The organism is Eikenella sp. NML03-A-027, from assembly GCF_001648395.1.
In the GTDB taxonomy this organism is placed as follows: domain Bacteria; phylum Pseudomonadota; class Gammaproteobacteria; order Burkholderiales; family Neisseriaceae; genus Eikenella; species Eikenella exigua.
Genome location: NZ_LXSM01000016.1, coordinates 474408 through 493182, shown reverse-complemented (window position 1 = coordinate 493182; position 18775 = coordinate 474408). Strand labels below are relative to the sequence as shown.

The 18775-nt window shown below is 55.0% G+C and carries 21 protein-coding genes and 2 pseudogenes; 7 read left to right on the top strand and 16 right to left on the bottom strand.

Annotated elements, in window-relative coordinates; genetic code table 11:
* Positions 1 to 63: 63 nt before the first annotated feature.
* The 7 genes from A7P96_RS07905 to A7P96_RS07870 all read right to left on the bottom strand — a co-directional run bounded on the left by A7P96_RS07905 (position 64) and on the right by A7P96_RS07870 (position 5863).
* On the bottom strand, positions 64 to 612 hold the full coding sequence (locus tag A7P96_RS07905) for an RDD family protein (RefSeq protein ID WP_082887945.1): 549 nt from the start codon (positions 610 to 612) through the stop codon (positions 64 to 66).
* Positions 613 to 701: 89 nt separating this feature from the next.
* The gene (locus A7P96_RS07900; RefSeq protein WP_067446934.1) at positions 702 to 1247 is read right to left on the bottom strand and encodes an RDD family protein; all 546 of its coding nucleotides are present in this window, start codon (positions 1245 to 1247) and stop codon (positions 702 to 704) included.
* 199 nt (positions 1248 to 1446) lie between these two features.
* Positions 1447 to 2499, bottom strand: coding sequence for a 3-deoxy-7-phosphoheptulonate synthase AroG (gene aroG, locus A7P96_RS07895; RefSeq protein WP_067526088.1), 1053 nt, complete (start codon positions 2497 to 2499; stop codon positions 1447 to 1449).
* Between the two features lie 288 nt (positions 2500 to 2787).
* Complete coding sequence (locus A7P96_RS07885; protein ID WP_067526085.1) at positions 2788 to 3564, bottom strand: ferredoxin--NADP reductase; 777 nt, start codon at positions 3562 to 3564, stop codon at positions 2788 to 2790.
* 2 nt (positions 3565 to 3566) lie between these two features.
* Entirely contained in the window at positions 3567 to 4409 is an 843-nt protein-coding gene (locus A7P96_RS07880) for a J domain-containing protein (protein WP_067526083.1), read from the bottom strand.
* A 150-nt stretch (positions 4410 to 4559) separates the two neighbouring features.
* Entirely contained in the window at positions 4560 to 4967 is a 408-nt protein-coding gene (locus tag A7P96_RS07875) for a DUF4124 domain-containing protein (RefSeq protein ID WP_067526081.1), read from the bottom strand.
* 86 nt (positions 4968 to 5053) lie between these two features.
* A complete protein-coding gene (locus A7P96_RS07870; protein ID WP_067526079.1) occupies positions 5054 to 5863 on the bottom strand; it encodes an outer membrane protein assembly factor BamD in 810 nt (269 codons plus the stop codon).
* On the opposite strand from A7P96_RS07870, the gene rluD reads away from it, so the two are divergent.
* The 5 genes from rluD (at position 5862) to A7P96_RS07845 (ending at position 9906) form a co-directional block, all read left to right on the top strand.
* Entirely contained in the window at positions 5862 to 6980 is a 1119-nt protein-coding gene (gene rluD, locus A7P96_RS07865) for a 23S rRNA pseudouridine(1911/1915/1917) synthase RluD (RefSeq protein WP_067526074.1), read from the top strand. The genes A7P96_RS07870 and rluD overlap by 2 nt on opposite strands.
* 265 nt (positions 6981 to 7245) lie before the next feature.
* Positions 7246 to 8232 (top strand): thiamine-phosphate kinase, encoded by a 987-nt coding sequence (gene thiL / locus A7P96_RS07860; protein ID WP_067526073.1) that lies wholly within the window; start codon positions 7246 to 7248, stop codon positions 8230 to 8232.
* Positions 8225 to 8728 (top strand): phosphatidylglycerophosphatase A, encoded by a 504-nt coding sequence (locus tag A7P96_RS07855; RefSeq protein ID WP_067526072.1) that lies wholly within the window; start codon positions 8225 to 8227, stop codon positions 8726 to 8728. The genes thiL and A7P96_RS07855 overlap by 8 nt, the downstream gene beginning before the upstream one ends.
* Positions 8729 to 8738: 10 nt before the next feature.
* Complete coding sequence (locus tag A7P96_RS07850) at positions 8739 to 9221, top strand: DUF4279 domain-containing protein (protein WP_067526070.1); 483 nt, start codon at positions 8739 to 8741, stop codon at positions 9219 to 9221.
* A 97-nt stretch (positions 9222 to 9318) separates the two neighbouring features.
* Positions 9319 to 9906, top strand: coding sequence for a YhcB family protein (locus tag A7P96_RS07845; protein WP_067526069.1), 588 nt, complete (start codon positions 9319 to 9321; stop codon positions 9904 to 9906).
* Positions 9907 to 9982: 76 nt separating this feature from the next.
* Here the strand turns inward: A7P96_RS07845 and A7P96_RS07840 are convergent, their stop codons facing one another.
* Positions 9983 to 10624 (bottom strand): tellurite resistance TerB family protein, encoded by a 642-nt coding sequence (locus A7P96_RS07840; RefSeq protein ID WP_067526068.1) that lies wholly within the window; start codon positions 10622 to 10624, stop codon positions 9983 to 9985.
* Between the two features lie 141 nt (positions 10625 to 10765).
* On the bottom strand, positions 10766 to 13339 hold the full coding sequence (clpB, locus tag A7P96_RS07835) for an ATP-dependent chaperone ClpB (protein ID WP_067526058.1): 2574 nt from the start codon (positions 13337 to 13339) through the stop codon (positions 10766 to 10768).
* Between the two features lie 162 nt (positions 13340 to 13501).
* Between clpB and A7P96_RS07830 the strand changes: the two genes are divergently transcribed.
* The gene (locus A7P96_RS07830) at positions 13502 to 13951 is read left to right on the top strand and encodes a thioesterase family protein (RefSeq protein ID WP_067526055.1); all 450 of its coding nucleotides are present in this window, start codon (positions 13502 to 13504) and stop codon (positions 13949 to 13951) included.
* The gene (locus A7P96_RS07825) at positions 13948 to 14865 is read left to right on the top strand and encodes a tyrosine-type recombinase/integrase (protein ID WP_067526054.1); all 918 of its coding nucleotides are present in this window, start codon (positions 13948 to 13950) and stop codon (positions 14863 to 14865) included. The genes A7P96_RS07830 and A7P96_RS07825 overlap by 4 nt, the downstream gene beginning before the upstream one ends.
* A 106-nt stretch (positions 14866 to 14971) precedes the next feature.
* Here A7P96_RS07825 and A7P96_RS10845 read toward each other — a convergent pair whose 3' ends face one another.
* From A7P96_RS10845 to A7P96_RS11300, 7 genes and pseudogenes are all read right to left on the bottom strand, one after another.
* Entirely contained in the window at positions 14972 to 15139 is a 168-nt protein-coding gene (locus tag A7P96_RS10845) for a hypothetical protein (RefSeq protein WP_153705441.1), read from the bottom strand.
* 97 nt (positions 15140 to 15236) lie between these two features.
* Positions 15237 to 15512, bottom strand: coding sequence for a hypothetical protein (locus tag A7P96_RS07820; RefSeq protein ID WP_067444782.1), 276 nt, complete (start codon positions 15510 to 15512; stop codon positions 15237 to 15239).
* Positions 15513 to 15569: 57 nt separating this feature from the next.
* A complete protein-coding gene (locus A7P96_RS07815; protein ID WP_067526053.1) occupies positions 15570 to 16403 on the bottom strand; it encodes a PHP domain-containing protein in 834 nt (277 codons plus the stop codon).
* A gap of 72 nt (positions 16404 to 16475) precedes the next feature.
* Positions 16476 to 17768: a serine--tRNA ligase gene (gene serS, locus A7P96_RS07810; RefSeq protein WP_067526052.1), complete on the bottom strand. Its 1293-nt coding sequence runs from the start codon at positions 17766 to 17768 to the stop codon at positions 16476 to 16478.
* 306 nt (positions 17769 to 18074) lie between these two features.
* Positions 18075 to 18218, bottom strand: a pseudogene (locus A7P96_RS11305) (cbb3-type cytochrome c oxidase N-terminal domain-containing protein); the annotation flags it as partial.
* Between the two features lie 67 nt (positions 18219 to 18285).
* Positions 18286 to 18492: a hypothetical protein gene (locus A7P96_RS10840; protein ID WP_067526050.1), complete on the bottom strand. Its 207-nt coding sequence runs from the start codon at positions 18490 to 18492 to the stop codon at positions 18286 to 18288.
* Positions 18408 to 18715, bottom strand: a pseudogene (locus tag A7P96_RS11300) (cbb3-type cytochrome c oxidase subunit I); the annotation flags it as partial. The gene A7P96_RS10840 and the pseudogene A7P96_RS11300, both read right to left, overlap by 85 nt.
* Between the last annotated feature and the right edge of the window lie 60 nt (positions 18716 to 18775).

Below are 18775 nucleotides of genomic sequence, written 5' to 3'. Positions count from 1 at the left end.
TCCGCCCACCATAATACGAAAGGCTACCTGAATGATTCAGGCAGCCTTTCGTTATGCCGGCACTCACATCTTCACCACCAAAGTCTGCAACATCAAATCCTGCGGCGTTTGATAATTGCCGCGCTTGCGGCATAGCATAATCAGGTACAGCAATTGCACAGCACAATAGATAATGTGGCCCAAACCCAGGCCGCTGAGCAGCCCGCATAGCGAAAGCAAAACGGCAAAGAAAAACACTTCGCGCGCCAGCACATATTTAGCAAAGCCCGGGTTCTCGCCGGTATCCGTAATCACACGGATACGCAGGATTTTCTGTCCGATACTCTGACCGCTTCGACTCATGATAACAGCCTGCCAGAGAAATGACAGCACAGTTAGACAACCAATGATTAGTATAGAATCATACAACCACAGCAATTTGGCACGTGCATATCGTGGGTTCGCACCAACCGTTATGGTAAGAATGAAAAATATAATAGGCAGGATGCGGTCGATTGCCCCGGCCAGCAAGCGTTGCCACGGATCGGCCAACTCCACTTCCTTCATCCGATCCGCTGCCTGCGGCGCGGCTTCTGATTGAGGAGGCCGATAGTTTTGGCGGAAGTTTTGCATGGTTTGTCCTCAAATTAGGCCAGATAAATAAGGCTACCTGAAAGCGGGAAAATGATTTCGGGTAGCCTTGTGTATGAATAAAAAATGGCTTAGTTTTTGATGACCAATGTCTTTGCCAGCAAATCCTGTAAGGTTTGGCGGTTGCGGCTTTCCATAAACAGCAGCACGATACAGGCGATGGTGGCGATAAGTGCCAGCGAATTGGCCAATGATTTGCTAACAATTCCGATAAGGGTAAAAATGAAGTTGTAGCCAAATTCGCGCACCAAGCAATATTTAACGAAACCGGGGTTATTGCCATTTTCAGTGATCACGCGGATATTCAAGGCTTTTTTACCTATCGTTTGCCCATCGCGGGACATGATGACCATTTGGTAAATACCAAAGGCGAAAACGAAGAGCAAACTAAGTCCGATAACCATCATCGAATCTTTGATAAAAATTGCGATAACAAAAAAGAAGACCATAAAAATAGCGGCAAAAATCACTATATCTAGCAATCGTGCACCTATCCGCTGCCAAGGGCTGGCCAGATCCACTTCCATTTTACCGTTATCGAATAAATCATTTTCCAATGCGGTGGAAGCATAGGCTTGGCGGAAATCCTCGTTTGGGTTTTCACGGAAATCTTGCATAAGTGTATCTCCCTCAGGCAGCCGCAAACCTTTGCTCCTGCTCTGCAGTTAATGGCATCGTTGAAAAATTATAGATTTTAACAGTTTGGTGTAATTTGTAAATATTTATAGGTTTTCAGGTAGCCTTTTGTTGTATTGGGCCATCTGAAGCGTATTGGAGGCATTGTATTTAGTAAAAAATCGGCAAAAGCCGCTTTGCTCATATTCTGCCGCGATTGGCTTCGGCCATCAGCGCAAGCAACTCTTCGGTGGCATCCCAGCCGATGCAGGCATCGGTAATGCTTTGGCCGTAGGTTTCGGGTTTGTCTTGGCGGCTTCCCACCAAGTGGCTTTCTACCATGATGCCCATGATGTTTTGCTCGCCGTTTTTCAGCTGCACGGCCACATCGTGCGCCACTTCCATTTGGCGGGTGTAGTTTTTACGGCTGTTGGCGTGGCTGAAATCCACCATCAGTTTGGGCGTTACGCTGGCTTTGGCCAGCTGTTCTGCAGCGGCTTTAACGTGTTCTGCGCTGTAATTCGGCTCTTTGCCGCCGCGCAGGATGGCGTGGCAGTCAGGGTTGCCGGCGGTGTGGACGATGGCGGAGTGGCCGGCTTTGGTGACGGAAAGGAAGTGATGCGGATGAGAGGCGGCACCAATGGCATCGATGGCGATTTTGAGGTTGCCGTCGGTGCCGTTTTTGAAGCCGACGGGGCAGGAGAGGCCGCTGGCGAGCTCGCGGTGCACCTGGCTTTCGGTGGTGCGCGCGCCGATGGCGCCCCAGGAGATGAGGTCGGCATAATACTGCGGGGTGATCATGTCGAGAAATTCGGTGGAAGCAGGCACGCCGAGGTTGTTTAAATCCAACAGCAGGCGGCGGGCTTGGCGCAAGCCGAAGTTGATATCGAAGGTGCCGTTGAGATGAGGGTCATTGATGAGCCCTTTCCAGCCCACGGTGGTACGCGGTTTTTCAAAATAAACGCGCATCACGATAAGCAGCTCTTTCTCGTATTTTTTGCGCAGGGGCAACAGGCGCTGGGCGTATTCGAGGGCGGCTTTGGGATCGTGGATGGAACAGGGGCCGATGATGGTAAGCAGGCGTTTATCGCGGCCGTGCACCAGGTCGGCAATCTGATGGCGGGTGGTTTCCACCAAATCGGTGGCGGTTTCGCTGATGGGCAATTCGTAGAGGTGGGCGATGGGGGGCAGCAGCTCACTGATGCTGCGGATGCGTACGTCGTCGGTGCGGCTGAAGGCTTGGGAATGGCTCATGGCTGTGTTTTGCTGTTCGTGGGGAAGAGGCTTATTGTGGACTGAGCAGCGGCTGGTGGCAAGGGCTTAATTTTTAGGTAGCCTTGGATGGGCTTTTGAGGATACTTGAGAATTAATAGATGCTTGATGCACGAGCCTGTGGTTTATCAGCATCTCGTTAGCTCTGATGAATTTCAGCCAGCCTGTAATCTTGCGGGCCCAAATCGGTTTCAGGTAGCCTGTTAATTGAGGCTGCCTGAAAACGTTGGCAACATCCTGCTTTGCAATTTCCGACATTAGTTAAAGGCATTAAAAGCCGTTTTCCATCATGATGTGGCCGGGGATGCGGTTGCGATGCATGGCAAAGCCAAGCTTGAGCAGGGCTTGGAAGGTGTCTTTTACCATAGCGGGATTGCCGCACAGCATGAAGCGGCTGCGCTCGGTGCTGAACGGCAGGCCGAAGGCTTGGCTGAGGCTGCCGTTTTCCAACAGCTGCGGCAGGCGTTGGCTGAGGCTGCCGGGCTGCTGCTCGCGGGTGAGCACGGGAACGAAGCGCAGTTTATCGTAATACTCGCCCACTAATGGGTGTTCGGCCAAATCGCGGATATGCTGGTTGAACACGGCTTCGTTGGCATGGGAAACGGAGTGAGCCAGGGCGAGATGGTCGAAGCGCTGCCAAATCTGCGGCTGTTGCAGAATGGAGAGGAAGGGGGCGATGCCGGAGCCGGTGCTGAGCATGATGAGGTCGCTACCGTCGGGGAAGCGTTCGGGCAGCAGGAAGCCGGTGGCGGTTTTGTCGAGCAAGATGGTGCTGCCGGCTTCCATCTGTTCGAATCGAGCCGACATGGGGCCGCCTTCGATGAGCACGGCGAAGTATTCGAGGGTGTCGTCGTATTCGGCGGAAACCACGGAATAGGCGCGCCAAATGAAGCCGCTGCCTTCGGGGAAGCCGAGGCGGGAAAATTGGCCGGCGGCAAAGCGGTATTCATCGGGGCGGCTGATGGCGAAACTCATCAGTTTGGGCGTGTGGCGTTTTACCCAAAGTACGGTTTCTTCTGTGTATTTGGCGGCGGGAGAGGCGCTCATGATTATCCTTGCTGTGTGGGCGGGAGGGTGATGCTGGCATCGGGGTACACCGGCGCATCATTTTGTTTTTCTATTTGCCAAACATCGGTTTGGGTGTGGCGGCCGCTGTCTAAATCAAGATAGAGCAAGCGGTATTGGCCGGCACCGAGTTCGTAGAGGGTGAAGAACCCCTTCTCGGGCATGTAGAAAGTACGGATGTTTTGCCAGCTGCCGTCTTGCTGCATTTGCAGCTCCACCATGCGGTCGGCGCCGTGGTTGGCAATGCTGGCGATAGACATGCCGTTTTGCGCGGCCACAGGGTAGCCTGAAATATAGTCGGAAAAATACGGCCAGATGTTGCCGTTGGGGGCTTTGGCCGGGCGTTGGTAGGCGCTGCCTTGGGCGGCCAGCTGGCTCACGGCGGAAGGCGTATCTTGAGGCGCAGCCGGAGTTTTATCCAGCCACCACCAAAGTTGCAACACGAGCAGCCCAAGCAACAAGCCGGTGCAGAACACCAGCCAAAATGCTTTGTTGGCACGCAGCCGCTGCCACTGCGCTTTCAGCTTCTGCCCCCAAGGCACCAGCTTGGCCTGCTGCCGTGCAGCGGCTTGCTGCAGCAAGGGATTGGTAGCTTTGGCCTGGCGCTGGGCGGCAATCCAGGCATCGTGCCGTTTGCGTTGCTCGGGGTCGGACAACACGGCATAGGCCTTGTTTACCATTTGCATGATGCGCAGGGCTTCGGGGTTGTCGGGATTAAAATCGGGATGATAGCGTTTCGACAGGCGGCGGTAGGCCTCGCGTATCTCCTTATCCGAAGCGGTCTCGGACACGTGCAGGTTGCGGTAGTGCGTGGGGATGGCGGGCATAAAGGCTACCTGAAAGCGTAAGCTGCAACGAAGTTAAATCGGGTGGGATGTTAAACGGGAAAAATTGGGTTGATTCGTTTTTCAGGTAGCCTGCATCACACCAAAGGCTACCTGAAAACATTACTGCAAGAAATTAAAGCACAACCGGATTTATTTATTCAGGTTGTTCACTTCCTGCTGGGCTTTGTTCACTTCCTCTTCCAGCTTACCGATGCGCTCCAGATAGCGGGCGTAGTTGCGCTCGTTGCCATAGCGCACTTTGCGGCCTTCTTCCAGATTCTGCTGGGCTTGGCGTAGGCGCTCGGTGGCAGCTTGGCGCTGGCTTTCATTGGCAGCAGGCTGGGCAGCTGGGCTGCTGTAGCTCGGGCTGCCAGGCGCGGTGCTTACGGGGGCGGGATAGGTGGTCACGCGGCCAAGGGTGACGGCACGGCAATTAGGGCCGGGGGTGGCGGTGTAGGTGCGGCGGCCTTGTCGGTCGGTGCATTCGTAGGTGGTGGCGCTGGCTACGGCACAGAAGCTCAGCAGGCAGGCGGCGAAGATAGGGGGTAATTTTTTCATTTTCATATCCTTGTTTTGAAGTTAAGAAGTTCTAGCTGATAAAGGCTACCTGAAAAACCGCTTTCAGGTAGCCTCCAAAATCTATACTATTTCCAATAGCGCCACCACGGAATATCGTCCGGCTGCCATTCTTTTTGCAAATAAGGGCTTTGCGGGAAGTTTTGCGCTAACACGCGGCGGGTGTCGTTGCTCAACTCCGGTTTTTCCAAACGGGTGTAGGCGGTCATCATAATCGCCAGCGCCTCTTCCACATAGCGCGTATTTTGATAACGGCTCACAATCCCCTGCGCGCGGTTGGCGGCGGCCAAGTACGCGCCGCGCTGCATATAGTAGCGTGCGATGGCCATTTCGTTACCACCCAGCGCATCCACCAGGCGCGTCATTTTCGCGCGCGCGTCGTTGGCGTATTTGCTATTGGGGAAGCGGGTGATGAGCTCGTTGAACACCTGATAGGCTTCGCGGTTTGCTTTCGGGTCGCGGTCGGACCAATCCTGCGAGGCCAGCTTATTGAAGATGGATTTGTCTTGATTGAGCACAATCAAGCCCTTCAGATACAGCGCATAATCGGTGTTCGGATGGTTGGGATACAGCTTCAAAAACTGCTCCACATGCGCCAGCGCCTGCGGCTGCTGCTCGTCTTTATAATACACATAAGCCGTATCCAGCCGCGATTGCACTGCTTGGCGGGTGTTGGGGAAACGCGCCCGCAGAATTTCATATAAACGCACCGAACGGCTATAATTGCGGCTCTCCATTTCCTCGTGCGCTTCGGCATACAGCTTATCTACCGACCAATCCTGCGTAATCTGGGCATCTTGGCTCACAGCGGTGGTTGAAGTGCTGGAGCAGGCCGACAGCATCACTGCCAGGCCGGTAACTAAAAGAATCTTTTTCATGCAGAACATTTCTTCCTATACCAACAATGACGCCGATTATAACGATGATTTCGACTTTTCGGCAGGGGCAGACGCGGAAAATTGTATAAATTTAACCGTGCCCACCGATTTGGCCGGCCAAAGACTCGATGCCGCGCTGGCCAAACTGCTGCCCGATTATTCCCGCAGCCGCCTGAGCACTTGGATTAAAGACGGCAACGTGTTGCTCAACGGCCAGGTTGCCCGCCCCAAAGAGCGGCTCATCGGCGGCGAAACCTTGGAAGTGCACATCCAGCACAGCCACGAAACCGCCGCCTTCACGCCCGAGCCCATGCCGCTGGATATTGTGTTTGAAGACGACAGCGTGATTGTGTTGAACAAACCCGCCGGCCTTGTCGTCCACCCTGCCGCCGGCAACTGGAGCGGCACCCTGCTCAACGGCCTGCTGGCCCACTGCCCGACATTGGCCGAAATCTCCCGTGCCGGCATCGTGCACCGCCTCGACAAAGACACCAGCGGCCTGATGGTGGTGGCCAAAACCCCGGCCGCGCAAAACAGCCTCGTGCAGCAGCTGCAAGAGCGCAGCGTGAAGCGCATCTACCGTGCCGTGGCCGACGGCATCGTGCCGTTCGACGGCAAAATCGACACCCTCATCGGCCGCGACCCGCACAACCGCCTCAAAATGGCCGTGGTCGGCTTCGGCGGTAAAAAAGCCGTGACCCACATCAAAGTGCTCGAACGCTACCAGAGCCACAGCTACATCGAATGCGCCCTCGAAACCGGCCGCACCCACCAAATCCGCGTACACATGCGCGAAGCCAAATACCCGCTCGCCGCCGACCCCGTGTATGGCAACCCGCGCCACCCCTGCTCTGATGCCGTGAAAGAAGCCGTACACCAACTTGCCCGCCAAGCCTTACACGCCTACCGGCTCAGCTTCGTTCACCCCGAAAGCGGCGAAACCGTACAATTCGAAGCCCCGCTGCCGGAAGATATCCACCACCTACTCTCCGTATTGCGCTGGGAGTGCGGCATGGATTCTGCCCTCAGCCACACCCAGCCCCCCGCCGAGCTCGATGACGAAGACGATTGGGACGACGACGATTACGACGTAGAAACCATCTATGTGCGCGATTAGAGGCTACCTGAAAACAATGCCTTGGCGCAGCCAAGACTGAATTTCTGCGAAGATAAAACGCGGCTTCAACGAAATCAACAACAATCCCCCCAACCCAGCCCAAGCCGAGTTCCGCACAGCAAAACTCTTCGGCTTCAGCAACACAAAAACGTAAACCCAAGGCTACCTGAAAATTCTAGCTCCACAGCAACTCGCTTCAATCGCTTTAACTTCCTTGAAGCTGACGCTTTCAGGTAGCCTCCACCCTACAACCAAACACCCCACCATGCCCCAATCCACCGCAAAGCCCCTCGGCGAATTCGACTTCATCCGCCGCTACCTCGCTGCCGAACAGCCGGCCGACCCCGATCTCCTGCTTGGCATCGGCGACGATGCCGCCATCGTCCGCCCGCGCCCCGGCCACGATTTATGCTTCAGCAGCGATATGCTGCTGGCCGGCCGCCACTTCTTCCCCGATGTTGCCCCTGCCGACCTCGCGCACAAAATCCTGGCCGTAAACATTTCCGATATGGCCGCCATGGGCGCGCGGCCACGCTGGGTGATGCTCAGTGCCGCCTTGCCCGAGCTCAATCCCGGCTGGCTGGAAGCATTTTCAGGTAGCCTGTTCGCTATGCTGCGCCAATACGGCATCACCCTCATCGGCGGCGACACCACCAAAGGCGATCTCGTTTTCAACGTAAGCATCACCGGCGAGCTGCCCTCGGGCCAAGGCCTGCGCCGCAGCGGCGCACAAAACGGCGACGATATTTGGGTGTCCGGTCAAATCGGCCTGGCCGCCGCCGCCCTGCACCATATCTGGCAGAACATCAGGCTACCTGAAAACCTGTTTGCCGAATGCGAAGCCGCACGCCTGCGCCCCACTCCGCGCGTATCCCTCGGCCACGCCCTACTGCCCGTTGCCACAGCGGCGCAGGATATTTCCGACGGCCTGGCCCAAGACCTCGGCCACATCCTGCGCGCTTCCAACGTGGGCGCGGAGCTATACGCCGACCTGGTGCCCACCGCGCCCGGCCTGCGCCAATGCCTGCCCGAACAAACCGTATACGAGCTCACCCTCGCCGGCGGCGACGACTACGAATTATTGTTCACCGCCCCGCCGCAAGCGCGCCAAGCCGTGCTCGCCGCGGCCGAAAGCAGCCGCACTCCGGTAACCCGCATCGGCCGCATCAACGACACGGGCTACCTGAAACTACTGCGCACCAACGGCAGCGAACTGTACCTTACCCATTTAGGATTCGACCACTTTGGCTAAACAAAAACCCGCCTTCCGCCCCACTTTCGCCTGGCTGCTGCGCCGCCCAGTATGTTTCCTCGGCTTCGGCTTCGGCAGCGGCCTCGCCCCGGTTGCCCCCGGCACTTTCGGCACCCTGCCCGCCCTGCCCCTCGCCGCCGCACTGATGGCGCTGGGCATCGACGGCTGGCTGCTCGCCCTGCTGTGCCTGCCCTTGTTTGCCGTCGGCATCTGGATTTGCAACCAAACCGAAGCCGCCCTCGGCGTGCACGACTACGGCGGCATCGTGTGGGACGAAATCGTGGCCATGCTGCTGGTGCTCGCCTTCACCCCGCAATCTTGGGTGTGGTGGCTGGCTGCTTTCGCCGCCTTCCGTTTCTTCGATGCGGTGAAACCGCCGCCCATCCGCTGGTTCGACCGCCAAGTGGGCGGCGGCTTCGGCGTGATGCTGGACGACATCATCGCCGCGCTGATGAGCCTACTCCTTATCCGCCTCGCCGTCTATTTAATCCAATGAAAATAAGCCGATGGATACGCCCAATCTCAACGAATGCTATCTCTACTTCGCCCTTACCGGCCACGGTTTCGACCCCGATGCCGTCAGCGCCGCCCTCAATCTTGCCCCCACCCGCGCGGTGTATGAGGGCAGCTGCACAGGCATGGGCGGCAGGATATTAGGCCATTCAAGCTGGCAATACGGCACACCCGTACTGCGCGGCGATGACGTGTTCCGCCTAAACGAAATCGCCGACGAACTCATCGCCGCCTTACTGCCGGTACAAGACAAAATTGCCGAGTTAGCCAAAGCCCACCGGCTCGAAGCCTACTTGATGGTTGTGCTCACCGTGAGCACCGACGAGCGCGACTCCACCCCGGCCATCGGCTTTTCGCCCCGAGTAATCAGCTTCTGCCACGCCGTGGGCGCCCGCATCGAATTCGATATCTACCAAGGCCTGCCCGAAGAAGAAACCGGCCACAGCGCAGATAATCTGCAGCGAGTGCTGCATTAACGCAGCAAACTTTTCAGGTAGCCTTTACACAAGGCAACAAACCGCCTAAATTGCTATACAATAGCAATACCGCCCATCTACCACAAAGGAAAATCCCATGAACAACCTGCCCCTCATTACCCAATTTATCCTCACCGGCCTCGGCGGCTTCCTTATCGGCATGCTCATCACCCTGCTGTTCAAACGTGGCAACAGCAAACAGCAAGCCGAGTTGGAAGAAGCCAAAAAAGCCCTACAAGACTACCGCGAAGCCGTAAACCATCACTTTATCGACACTGCCGAAGCGGTGGATGAGCTCACCCGCAGCTATCAAAACGTATTCGCACAGCTGAGCCGTGGTGCTGAAGAGTTGATGACGCCCGAAGCCTACCGCAGCCAGCTCGAACAGCGCAGCGGCCAAAGCGTTACCCTCTCCTACCTGGCCGAGCAAGCCCCGGAAGCTCATGCCGGTAACGCCGAGCAGCGCGTACAACTCGTGCCGCACGATGCGCCCGTACCCCTGCAAAACGACTTAGACGAAGCCGACGCCGCTGCCGATGCCACCGTGTTCAATCCTGCCGACACCACCGAACCCGCCCCAGCTGCCAGCCCGGAAAAAGAAACCGCACTTGCCGCCGAGCCGGCTGTTCCAGCCCCGGCAGATGACGCCGCCGAGCCCGCCAAAGAAACCCCGCCTGCGGTGTGATGCTTCATCCAGAACGGATTAAAGGCTACCTGAAAATTTTCAGGTAGCCTTTTGCTTATACCAAACGGCTGGTGTTTTATTGCGCCAACTCCAACTGCCGCTCCAACTGCTCCACCAAACCGTCATCCAGCCCCAAAGCCTGCGACAGCCGGGACAAGAAGGCAATCTCACAGCGCACCAAATCGCCGCAAACCGCGCGGGCAGCCAAATAGGCTTCGGCAGCCAGTGCCTGATCGCCGCCCACCGCCTCGGCCAGCTCGTTAATAGAAGCCGGACGGGCATATTCGTTGGCCAGCCACTGCTGCACTTCAGCATCGGCACCGCCCTCTTGGGCAATCAGCTGCTTTTCCGTTTCATCAATTAAGCCGTCTGAAGCAGCGGCTGCAATCATGGTGCGCAAAATCACACGGCTGCGCTCTCCAGCCAACTGCCCCCGCGCTGCAAAAGCTGCTTCAGGCAAAGCGGCCACCGTGCTCGTGCTGTTTTGCCGGCCTCCCTGCCAGTTTTGGTAGGCCTGATAGGCCATCATCCCCAAAGCAGCGGCCGAGCCGGCCTTCAGCAATGATTTCGTGCCGCCTTTTTTCAGCAGCATCGCAGCCAGCCCGCCGATTAACGCCCCACCACCGAATGAGTTGAGCGGATTGTTATCAGACATCACTTTGTTGCCACTTTGCTGCACGGCACCCAATACTTGGTTGAGCAGATTATTGAAATTCATAGTGCTTCCTTTTTGCGTGAGGTTTTAGTTTATTGCGGTTTCCGTATCGTATATTTTCTGTGGGCTGTAAAGCAGGCTACCTGAAAACACGGTTCAATCATTTTCAGGTAGCCTGCTGTCTCAAATATTCAAGCTTTCAAATCAGGCAAACACTAATCTGCCGCCTTCTTCTTTCACATGAATCGTGCTGTCAGGCGCGTATTTGCCTTCGAGCAGGGCCTTGGCCAGCGGGTTTTCGATTTCCGACTGGATGGCGCGTTTGAGCGGGCGTGCGCCGTACACGGGGTCGAAACCGGCTTCGGCAATTAAATCCAAAGCGGCATCGTCCACTTTCAGGTGCAGGTGTTGCGCTTCCAAACGTTTTTCCAAGCCTTTGAGCTGGATTTTCGCGATGTTGCGGATATTCTCCTGATTCAGTCCGTGGAACACGACCACTTCGTCAATACGGTTGATCATTTCGGGGCGGAAGTAGGCTTTCACTTCTTCCATCACCGCTTCTTTCACGGCTTCGTAGTCCTGCGTACCCATCTGTTGGATATGCTGGCTGCCGATATTGGAAGTCATCACGATAACAGTGTTTTTAAAGTCCACGGTGCGGCCTTGTCCGTCGGTCAAACGACCGTCATCCAATACTTGCAGCAGGATGTTGAACACGTCGGGATGGGCTTTTTCCACTTCGTCCAAAAGAATCACGCTGTACGGTTTGCGGCGGACTTGTTCGGTCAGGTAGCCGCCCTCTTCGTAGCCGACATAGCCCGGAGGCGCGCCGATTAGGCGGGCAACGGCATGTTTTTCCATGTATTCGGACATGTCGATGCGGATGAGGTGGTCTTCGCTGTCAAACAGGAAGCCTGCCAGGGCTTTGCACAACTCGGTTTTACCCACGCCGGTCGGGCCTAGGAACAGGAAGCTGCCGTAAGGTTTGTTCGGATCGGCAAGGCCAGAGCGGCTGCGGCGGATGGCGTCGGACACAGCACGCATGGCTTCGTCTTGTCCAACCACGCGGCAGTGCAATACTTCTTCCATTTTCAATAGTTTGTCGCGTTCGCCCTCCATCATTTTGGCGACGGGGATACCAGTCATGCGCGATACAATTTCGGCCACTTCGTCCGCGCCGACTTCGGTGCGGAAGAGTTTGTTTTGTTTTTTGCCGTCGGGGTTGCTTTCCGCCGCCTGCAACTGTGCGCCCAATTTCGGCAACTCGCCGTATTCGAGTTCGGACGCGCGGGCAAAGTCGCCTTGGCGTTTGGCCTGCTCGATTTTGATTTTAATGTCGTCCATCTGTTTTTTGATGTCGGCGGTGCTGGAAGACGCTGCTTTTTCGGCTTTCCAGATTTCGTCCAAATCGGCGTATTCTTTTTGCAGGCCGTCAATTTCTTCGTCTATCAGTTCCAAACGTTTTTTGCTGGCGTCGTCGCTTTCTTTGGCAACATGCATTTTTTCCATTTTGAGCTGGATGATGCGGCGGTCGAGTTTGTCCATCTGCTCGGGTTTGCTGTCCAACTCCATTTTGATATGGCTGGCGGCTTCGTCAATTAAATCAATCGCTTTATCGGGCAGGAAGCGGTCGGTGATGTAACGGTCGCTCAATTCTGCGGCGGCAACGATGGCAGGGTCGGTGATGTCGATGCCGTGGTGGATTTCATAGCGTTCCTGCAAACCGCGCAGAATGGCGATGGTGTCTTCCACGCTGGGTTCGCCGACCAATACTTTTTGGAAGCGGCGTTCGAGTGCCGCATCTTTTTCGATGTATTGGCGGTATTCGTCCAAAGTGGTCGCGCCGATGCAGTGCAATTCGCCGCGCGCCAAAGCTGGTTTCAACATATTGCCCGCGTCCATCGCGCCGTCGGTTTTGCCCGCGCCGACCAAAGTATGGATTTCGTCAATGAAAATCAGGGTGTTGCCGTCGTCTTTCGCCAAATCGTTCAACACGCCTTTCAAGCGTTCTTCAAATTCGCCGCGGTATTTCGCACCGGCAATCAATGCCGCCAAATCCAAAACCAGCAGGCGTTTGTTGCGCAGGGATTCAGGTACTTCGCCGTTGACGATGCGTTGCGCCAAGCCTTCGACGATGGCAGTTTTACCCACACCCGGTTCGCCGATCAGCACGGGGTTGTTTTTGGTGCGGCGTTGCAATACCTGAATCGCGCGGCGGATTTCATCGTCGCGGCCGATAACGGGGTCAAGCTTACCGTCGCGGGCGCGCTGGGTTAGGTCAAGCGTGTATTTTTTCAGAGCATCGCGTTGGTCTTCGGCATTGGCATCGTTCACGTTTTGTCCTCCGCGTACCGCATCAATTGCGGCATTGATGTTTTGTTCGGTCGCACCGGCTTCTTTCAGGATTTTGCCGGTCGCGTCGTTCTGCTGCACCAAGGCGAGCAGGAAAAGTTCGCTGGCGATATAGGCATCGCCGCGTTTGACGGCGGCCTTATCCGTCAGATTCAACACCGCCTGTAATTCGCGGCTGGGCAGAATATCGCCCCCCTGGCCGGACACTTTCGGCAGGCTGTTTAAATGTTGCTGCAAACGCTGCTTCACTTGCGGCACGTTCACGCCCGTATGAGCCAACAGTGCAGATGTTCCGCTGTTTTGGTCGTCAAGCAGGGCTTTTAACACGAAACCTGCTTCCAGATAGCTGCTATCCGCAGCCAAGGCCAAACTCTGGCCTTCTTGCAAGGCCTGTTGGAATTTAGCGGTTAATTTGTCGTATCGCATGATTATTTCCTTTGCATATTGTTTTCTTGCAAGGCATATGGGTTTGGAGCAGATTTTGTCAAGGTATTTACACAGCTGTTTTACAGAATGTTGTTGCAACACGTTCAATAATTAGGCAACAAATGCTAAGATAACCTGGTTTTTAATCAGCGGAGCCCTAGTATGCCAGCCGCTCAGCGCATCCAAATCAACCTGCCGGAACACTTCTGTTTTGAAACCTGCATCACGCTAGAAGTCGGCCACCTCAACTATGGTAACCACCTTGCCAACGATGCCGTTTTGCGCATCGCCCACGAAGCCCGCTTACGCTTTCTTGCCGCGCACGGCTGCACTGAAACCGATGCCTTCGGTGCCGGTCTGATTATGGCCGATGCTGTTGTACAATACCGCGCCCAAGCCTTTCATGGCGAAGAGCTGCTAGTTCAGGTAGCCTTAGGCGAAATTGGCAAGGCCGGCTTCCCGTTTTTCGCCAAACTCTCCCGGGCAGCCGACCACACCGAAATCGCCCGTGTACAATGCGGAATGGTGTTTTTCAACTACGCCGCCCAGCTTATCGAGCATACTCCCGCCGCCTTCCGCGCCCATTTTACTCACCACAGAGCAGAGCAATGAGCAGCGGTTGGATAGCACAAATCGAAGCCTGGCTGCACAGCCTGCAACAGCAAAACCACTCCCCCCACACCCTAGCCGCCTACCGCCGAGACCTCGCCTGGCTGGCCAATTTTCAGCCGCAAAGCACACTTGCCCGACCATTGTTCACCGCCGCCCTGCGCCAGCTTGGCCAACAAAACCAGCACCCACACAGCATCGCCCGCCGCCTCAGCGCTTGGCGGCAATTTTGCCGCTGGCTGATACGAACAGGCTATCTGAAAACCGACCCCACCCACGGTCTTAAAGCCCCCAGATCCCCTGAACGCCTGCCCAAAGCTGTACCTGCCGAGTCGCTCAACCAACTCCTCGACCAAGCCCCAGAAAATCCGCTCGACAGTCGAGACCTTGCCATCTTTGAGCTGCTCTACGGCAGCGGCCTGCGCCTTGCTGAAGCCTGTGCTCTCAACCTGGCCGACCTTAACCTGCAAAGCGGCTGGGTGGCCGTAACCGGCAAAGGCTGCAAACAACGCCATCTTCCCCTCACCGCCCAAAGCATCCGCACCCTCGAAGGCTACCTGAAAACCCGTACCGCCGCACCCAACGAAACAGCCCTCTTCACCGGCCGTACCGGCCGCCGCCTCGGTGCCCGCCAAATCCAAAAACGCCTGCAACAATTCGCCGCCCGTTACGGCAGCTGCCACCTCAGTCCCCATATGCTGCGCCACAGCTACGCCAGCCACCTGTTGCAAAACACCCGCGACATCCGTGCTGTACAAGAGCTGCTCGGCCACAGTCAGCTCGCCACCACCCAGCACTACACCAAGCTGGATTTCGACCATCTCGCTCGCGTGTACGATGATACCCACCCCCGTGCCAAGCGGCAGCAAACCAAAGCTGAAACAATGCAAGATAAAGAAGGAAAAATAGAGAAATAGTGTTGCTTATTAGCCAGCGTGCGATATAAAAAAGGACTACCTAAAGGTTTCAGGTAGCCTTTTTCGGCAATTTGAGCAATAGCGCGCGCAGTGCCCTATCAAGCAATCAGTTCAGCGTTCTGTTCTGCTCGATTTCCTGTTTTTTGCGCTCCAAGATACGCTCAATTTCCTCTTCACGGCGCTGGCGCTCAATTTCCTGTTCAATGCGACGGTTGCGGAAAAAGAAGAAAGCCACTACACCGGCCAAAATCAGGGCTAGTAAAACCAAAAACATATTTATCACTCCTCTAATTATTAATAAAATCTTCGATTATCAGTCCTACATTCCTTCCTCACAAGGAATACAGCCTGACACTTTTCGGCAGGTTACCTTATTTAGCTTTTTTTGTCTTTTCTCCATTCACACTTTGCAGTCGGTCTGCAATAAATCCCTGGATAAGTTCGCGCTTTTCCCAGAAGAAGGTTTGCATTTTGCCTAGGGAATAAATCTTGCGCACCATGCCGGGCAGGCCGGCATGCACGATGGCGGCAATTTCGTTGTTGCTTATTTCTTCAGCCATGGCCTGCTCCAGCGTGAGCTTTTTCTCAGTAAGGTAGTCTTGCAGCTGCTTTCTCACATAGTTGTTGATTTCAAACTGTTTGATCATGGTTCATTTCCTTATATCGTTTTCCCGTGCACAAAGCATTAGTACGTGAATGGAGTACTACAAGCAAAATTCTTGCCAAACCGGCCGACAGCGTTCGGGCAGTGGTGGGCAGGCGCCGAGGCGACCGCTGCCGAAGTCGCCTATGCGATGGAAATCGCTACCGGCGCTGGCGAGGAAACCGTATTGCTCAGCGAGGCGGGCATAGTTGAGGCGGTCGTTCAAGTCGGTCGTGCTGCTGTGTACCTCAATAGCCTGCCCACCCAGCGCTTTAAATTCAGTGAATAAATTACGTTGCGCGGTGGCGGAGAGACCATAGCGAATGGGGTGAGCGACAACTGCAATGCCACCTGCGCCCAAAATGGCAGCCACAGCTTCTTCGAGCGTAGCCCATTCATGCCTCACATAGCCGGGCTGGCCATCACCCAAATATTTTTTAAAAGCCTGCTGTTTGTTGCGCACATGGCCTTGTTCCATCAGCCATTGCGCCAGATGGGTGCGGCTGGCCATTTCACGGTTTGGCACCAGCGCAAGCGCTCCCTCACAGACACCAGTAAGGCCTTTCTTCTCAAGCTTTTCCGCCATACGCAGAAAACGCTCCAACCGACCGCGGCGCAGCCTAGCCAGCAGGTTTTGTAGCACGGTATCGGTTTCATCGAAATTGAGACCGACAATATGAATGGTACGTTTGCGCCAACTCACGGAGATTTCCACGCCGTTTATCAGCCGAATGCCCAAGGCCTCCGCTTCCTGACGTGCTTCGGCCAGACCGCCAGTATGGTCGTGGTCGGTAAGCGCGAGCAAGGTACAACCATTGGCGTGTGCTAGTTTCACCACTTCGCGTGGTGGCAGAGCACCATCTGAAACATTGGAATGGCAGTGTAAATCTATCATCTAATCAGCTAATTGGCATGACATGAAGGCTACCTGAAAAACCAAAAATAGGTTTTCAGGTAGCCTTTGGGCTTAGGGGACGAGCTTATCCACGCCGCCCAAATAGGGGCGCAAGGCAGCAGGGATGCTGATACTGCCATCGGCGTTTTGGTGGTTTTCCAGCACCGCCACTAAGGTACGACCTACTGCTAAGCCGGAACCGTTCAGGGTGTGCACCAAGCGATTTTTACCATCTTCATCTTTGAAGCGGGCTTTCATGCGGCGGGCTTGGAAATCTTCGCAGTTGGAGCAGCTGGAGATTTCGCGATAGGTATTTTGCGCGGGCACCCACACTTCCAAATCGTAGGTTTTGGCGGCGCCGAAGCCCATATCGCCGGTACACAGGGTAATGACGCGGTAAGGCAGTTCGAGCAGTTGCAAGATTCGCTCGGCGTGACCGACCATTTCTTCTAGTGCGGCGTAGGAGTGGTCGGGGTGAGCAATTTGCACCATTTCTACCTTATCAAATTGGTGCTGGCGAATAAGGCCGCGCGTGTCTTTGCCGTGCGAGCCTGCTTCGCTACGGAAGCAGGGCGAGTGGGCGGTGAGCTTGATGGGTAGGGCATCGGCCGGCAGGATGCGCTCGCGCACGGTGTTGGTCAGAGTTACTTCGGCTGTGGGAATAAGGTACTGCTTGGTTTTGCTCTCGTCGCCACCGCGGATAACATGGAACAGATCTTCACCAAATTTGGGCAGCTGGCCAGTGCCGATGAGAGTGCTATCGCTAACGATATAAGGGGTGTAGCACTCGGTGTAGCCGTGCTGCTGGGTGTGGGTGTCGAGCATAAATTGTGCCAAGGCACGGTGCAGGCGGGCAACCTGACCTTTCATCAGGCTGAAGCGGGCACCGGAAAGTGCAGCAGCGGTTTCAAAATCGAGGCCGAGCTTTTCGCCCAAGTCCACATGGTCTTTGATTTCAAAATCAAATTGACGCGGAGTACCTACGCGGCGCACTTCCACGTTTTCAGTTTCATCTTTGCCGGCCGGCACGCTCTCGTGCGGTAAATTCGGAATACCGAGCAGCAAGACATCGATTTGTACCTGTACGGTTTGGTAGTCGGTATCAGCCTGTTCCAAATCAGTTTTGATTTGTGCTACTTCGACCATAGCTGCTTCGGCTTCGGCATGTTTGCCCTGCCCTTTAAGTGCACCGATTTGTTTAGACACACTGTTGCGTCGGGATTGCAGCTCTTCGGTACGCATTTGCAGAGCCTTACGCTGCGCTTCCAATGCGTCGAAGGCGGCAGAGTCAAAAACAAACCCGCGTTGTGCCAGTTTGGCGGCTACAGCGGCGGCATCGGTACGGAGAAGTTGGATATCTAGCATGACTTATGTCCTGTTAAAGAGAATTTGGCTATATTGTAAACGCGGTGTATAGGAAAGGCTACCTGAAAAATACCTTGGCTTTTTCAGGTAGCCTTCGAATGGACGCTCTCTTACTTAGCCACAGGCTGCGAGGCGGAAGAAGCTGTACTGGCTGACGAAGCGGCAGCTGGTGCGGGATCGGATGCTGTTGCCGCTGCGGGTTTGGCGGCACCGTTCGGATTGGCTTTGCCCCACACATAGGTGGTTAGGATAGCCGATGGAAAACAGTCAAATCAGAATAATATGAGGTAAAACACTAGAGTGTGACAGCGGATCGTTGTATTCCTCGATGCCGTTCCAATTGTGGCCGGTGGTTTTTACATCTTCGCTTTTGGCTGGTATCTTAACTTTACTTTGCGACAAAATTAGCCATATCAGCCTGATAAAGCTGATTGCGACGATGCCAGTAATGTAGTAGTTCCGGAAATTGTCAGTTTAAAGAGGGATGTATTCATTGTTGTGCTCCGTATTCACGGCTTTAGGGAGTCTGGTTGTTGTTATTGATCGAATCATTATCATCGATGATGTGCCGCTCCTCTTCATCGTAGTGCGTTTTGAATTTGTCGTAGTAGTAGGCAATATTGATCGGTATACTCCAATTGCCTTGGTAAAGTTCATTGGCAGGGTAACCGCCGCCAGCAGAAGCACCAGCTGCCAGCTCCAGAATGTAAAGGCTGGTAGTCAACCGCCATATAGACGAGCGTTACAAGTGTGCTGCACCATAATTAAGATGTGGCAATTAAGCCACAGCTACCGAATACAAAAATAATGGCATTGGTATGCGGTGGATGTAAACGGCCAGAATGGAACCACGGCCCCAACTCAGATAGATTCAGCTGCGGAAAATAGAGCTGTGCAGTCACAGTTACTCTAACCAACATTCCAACCACACCCCAAACCACCGTCATCACAGCAAACTGCCGCACTACTTTGTAGTTATAGGTTTATGTTCTCATGAAAAATCTCTA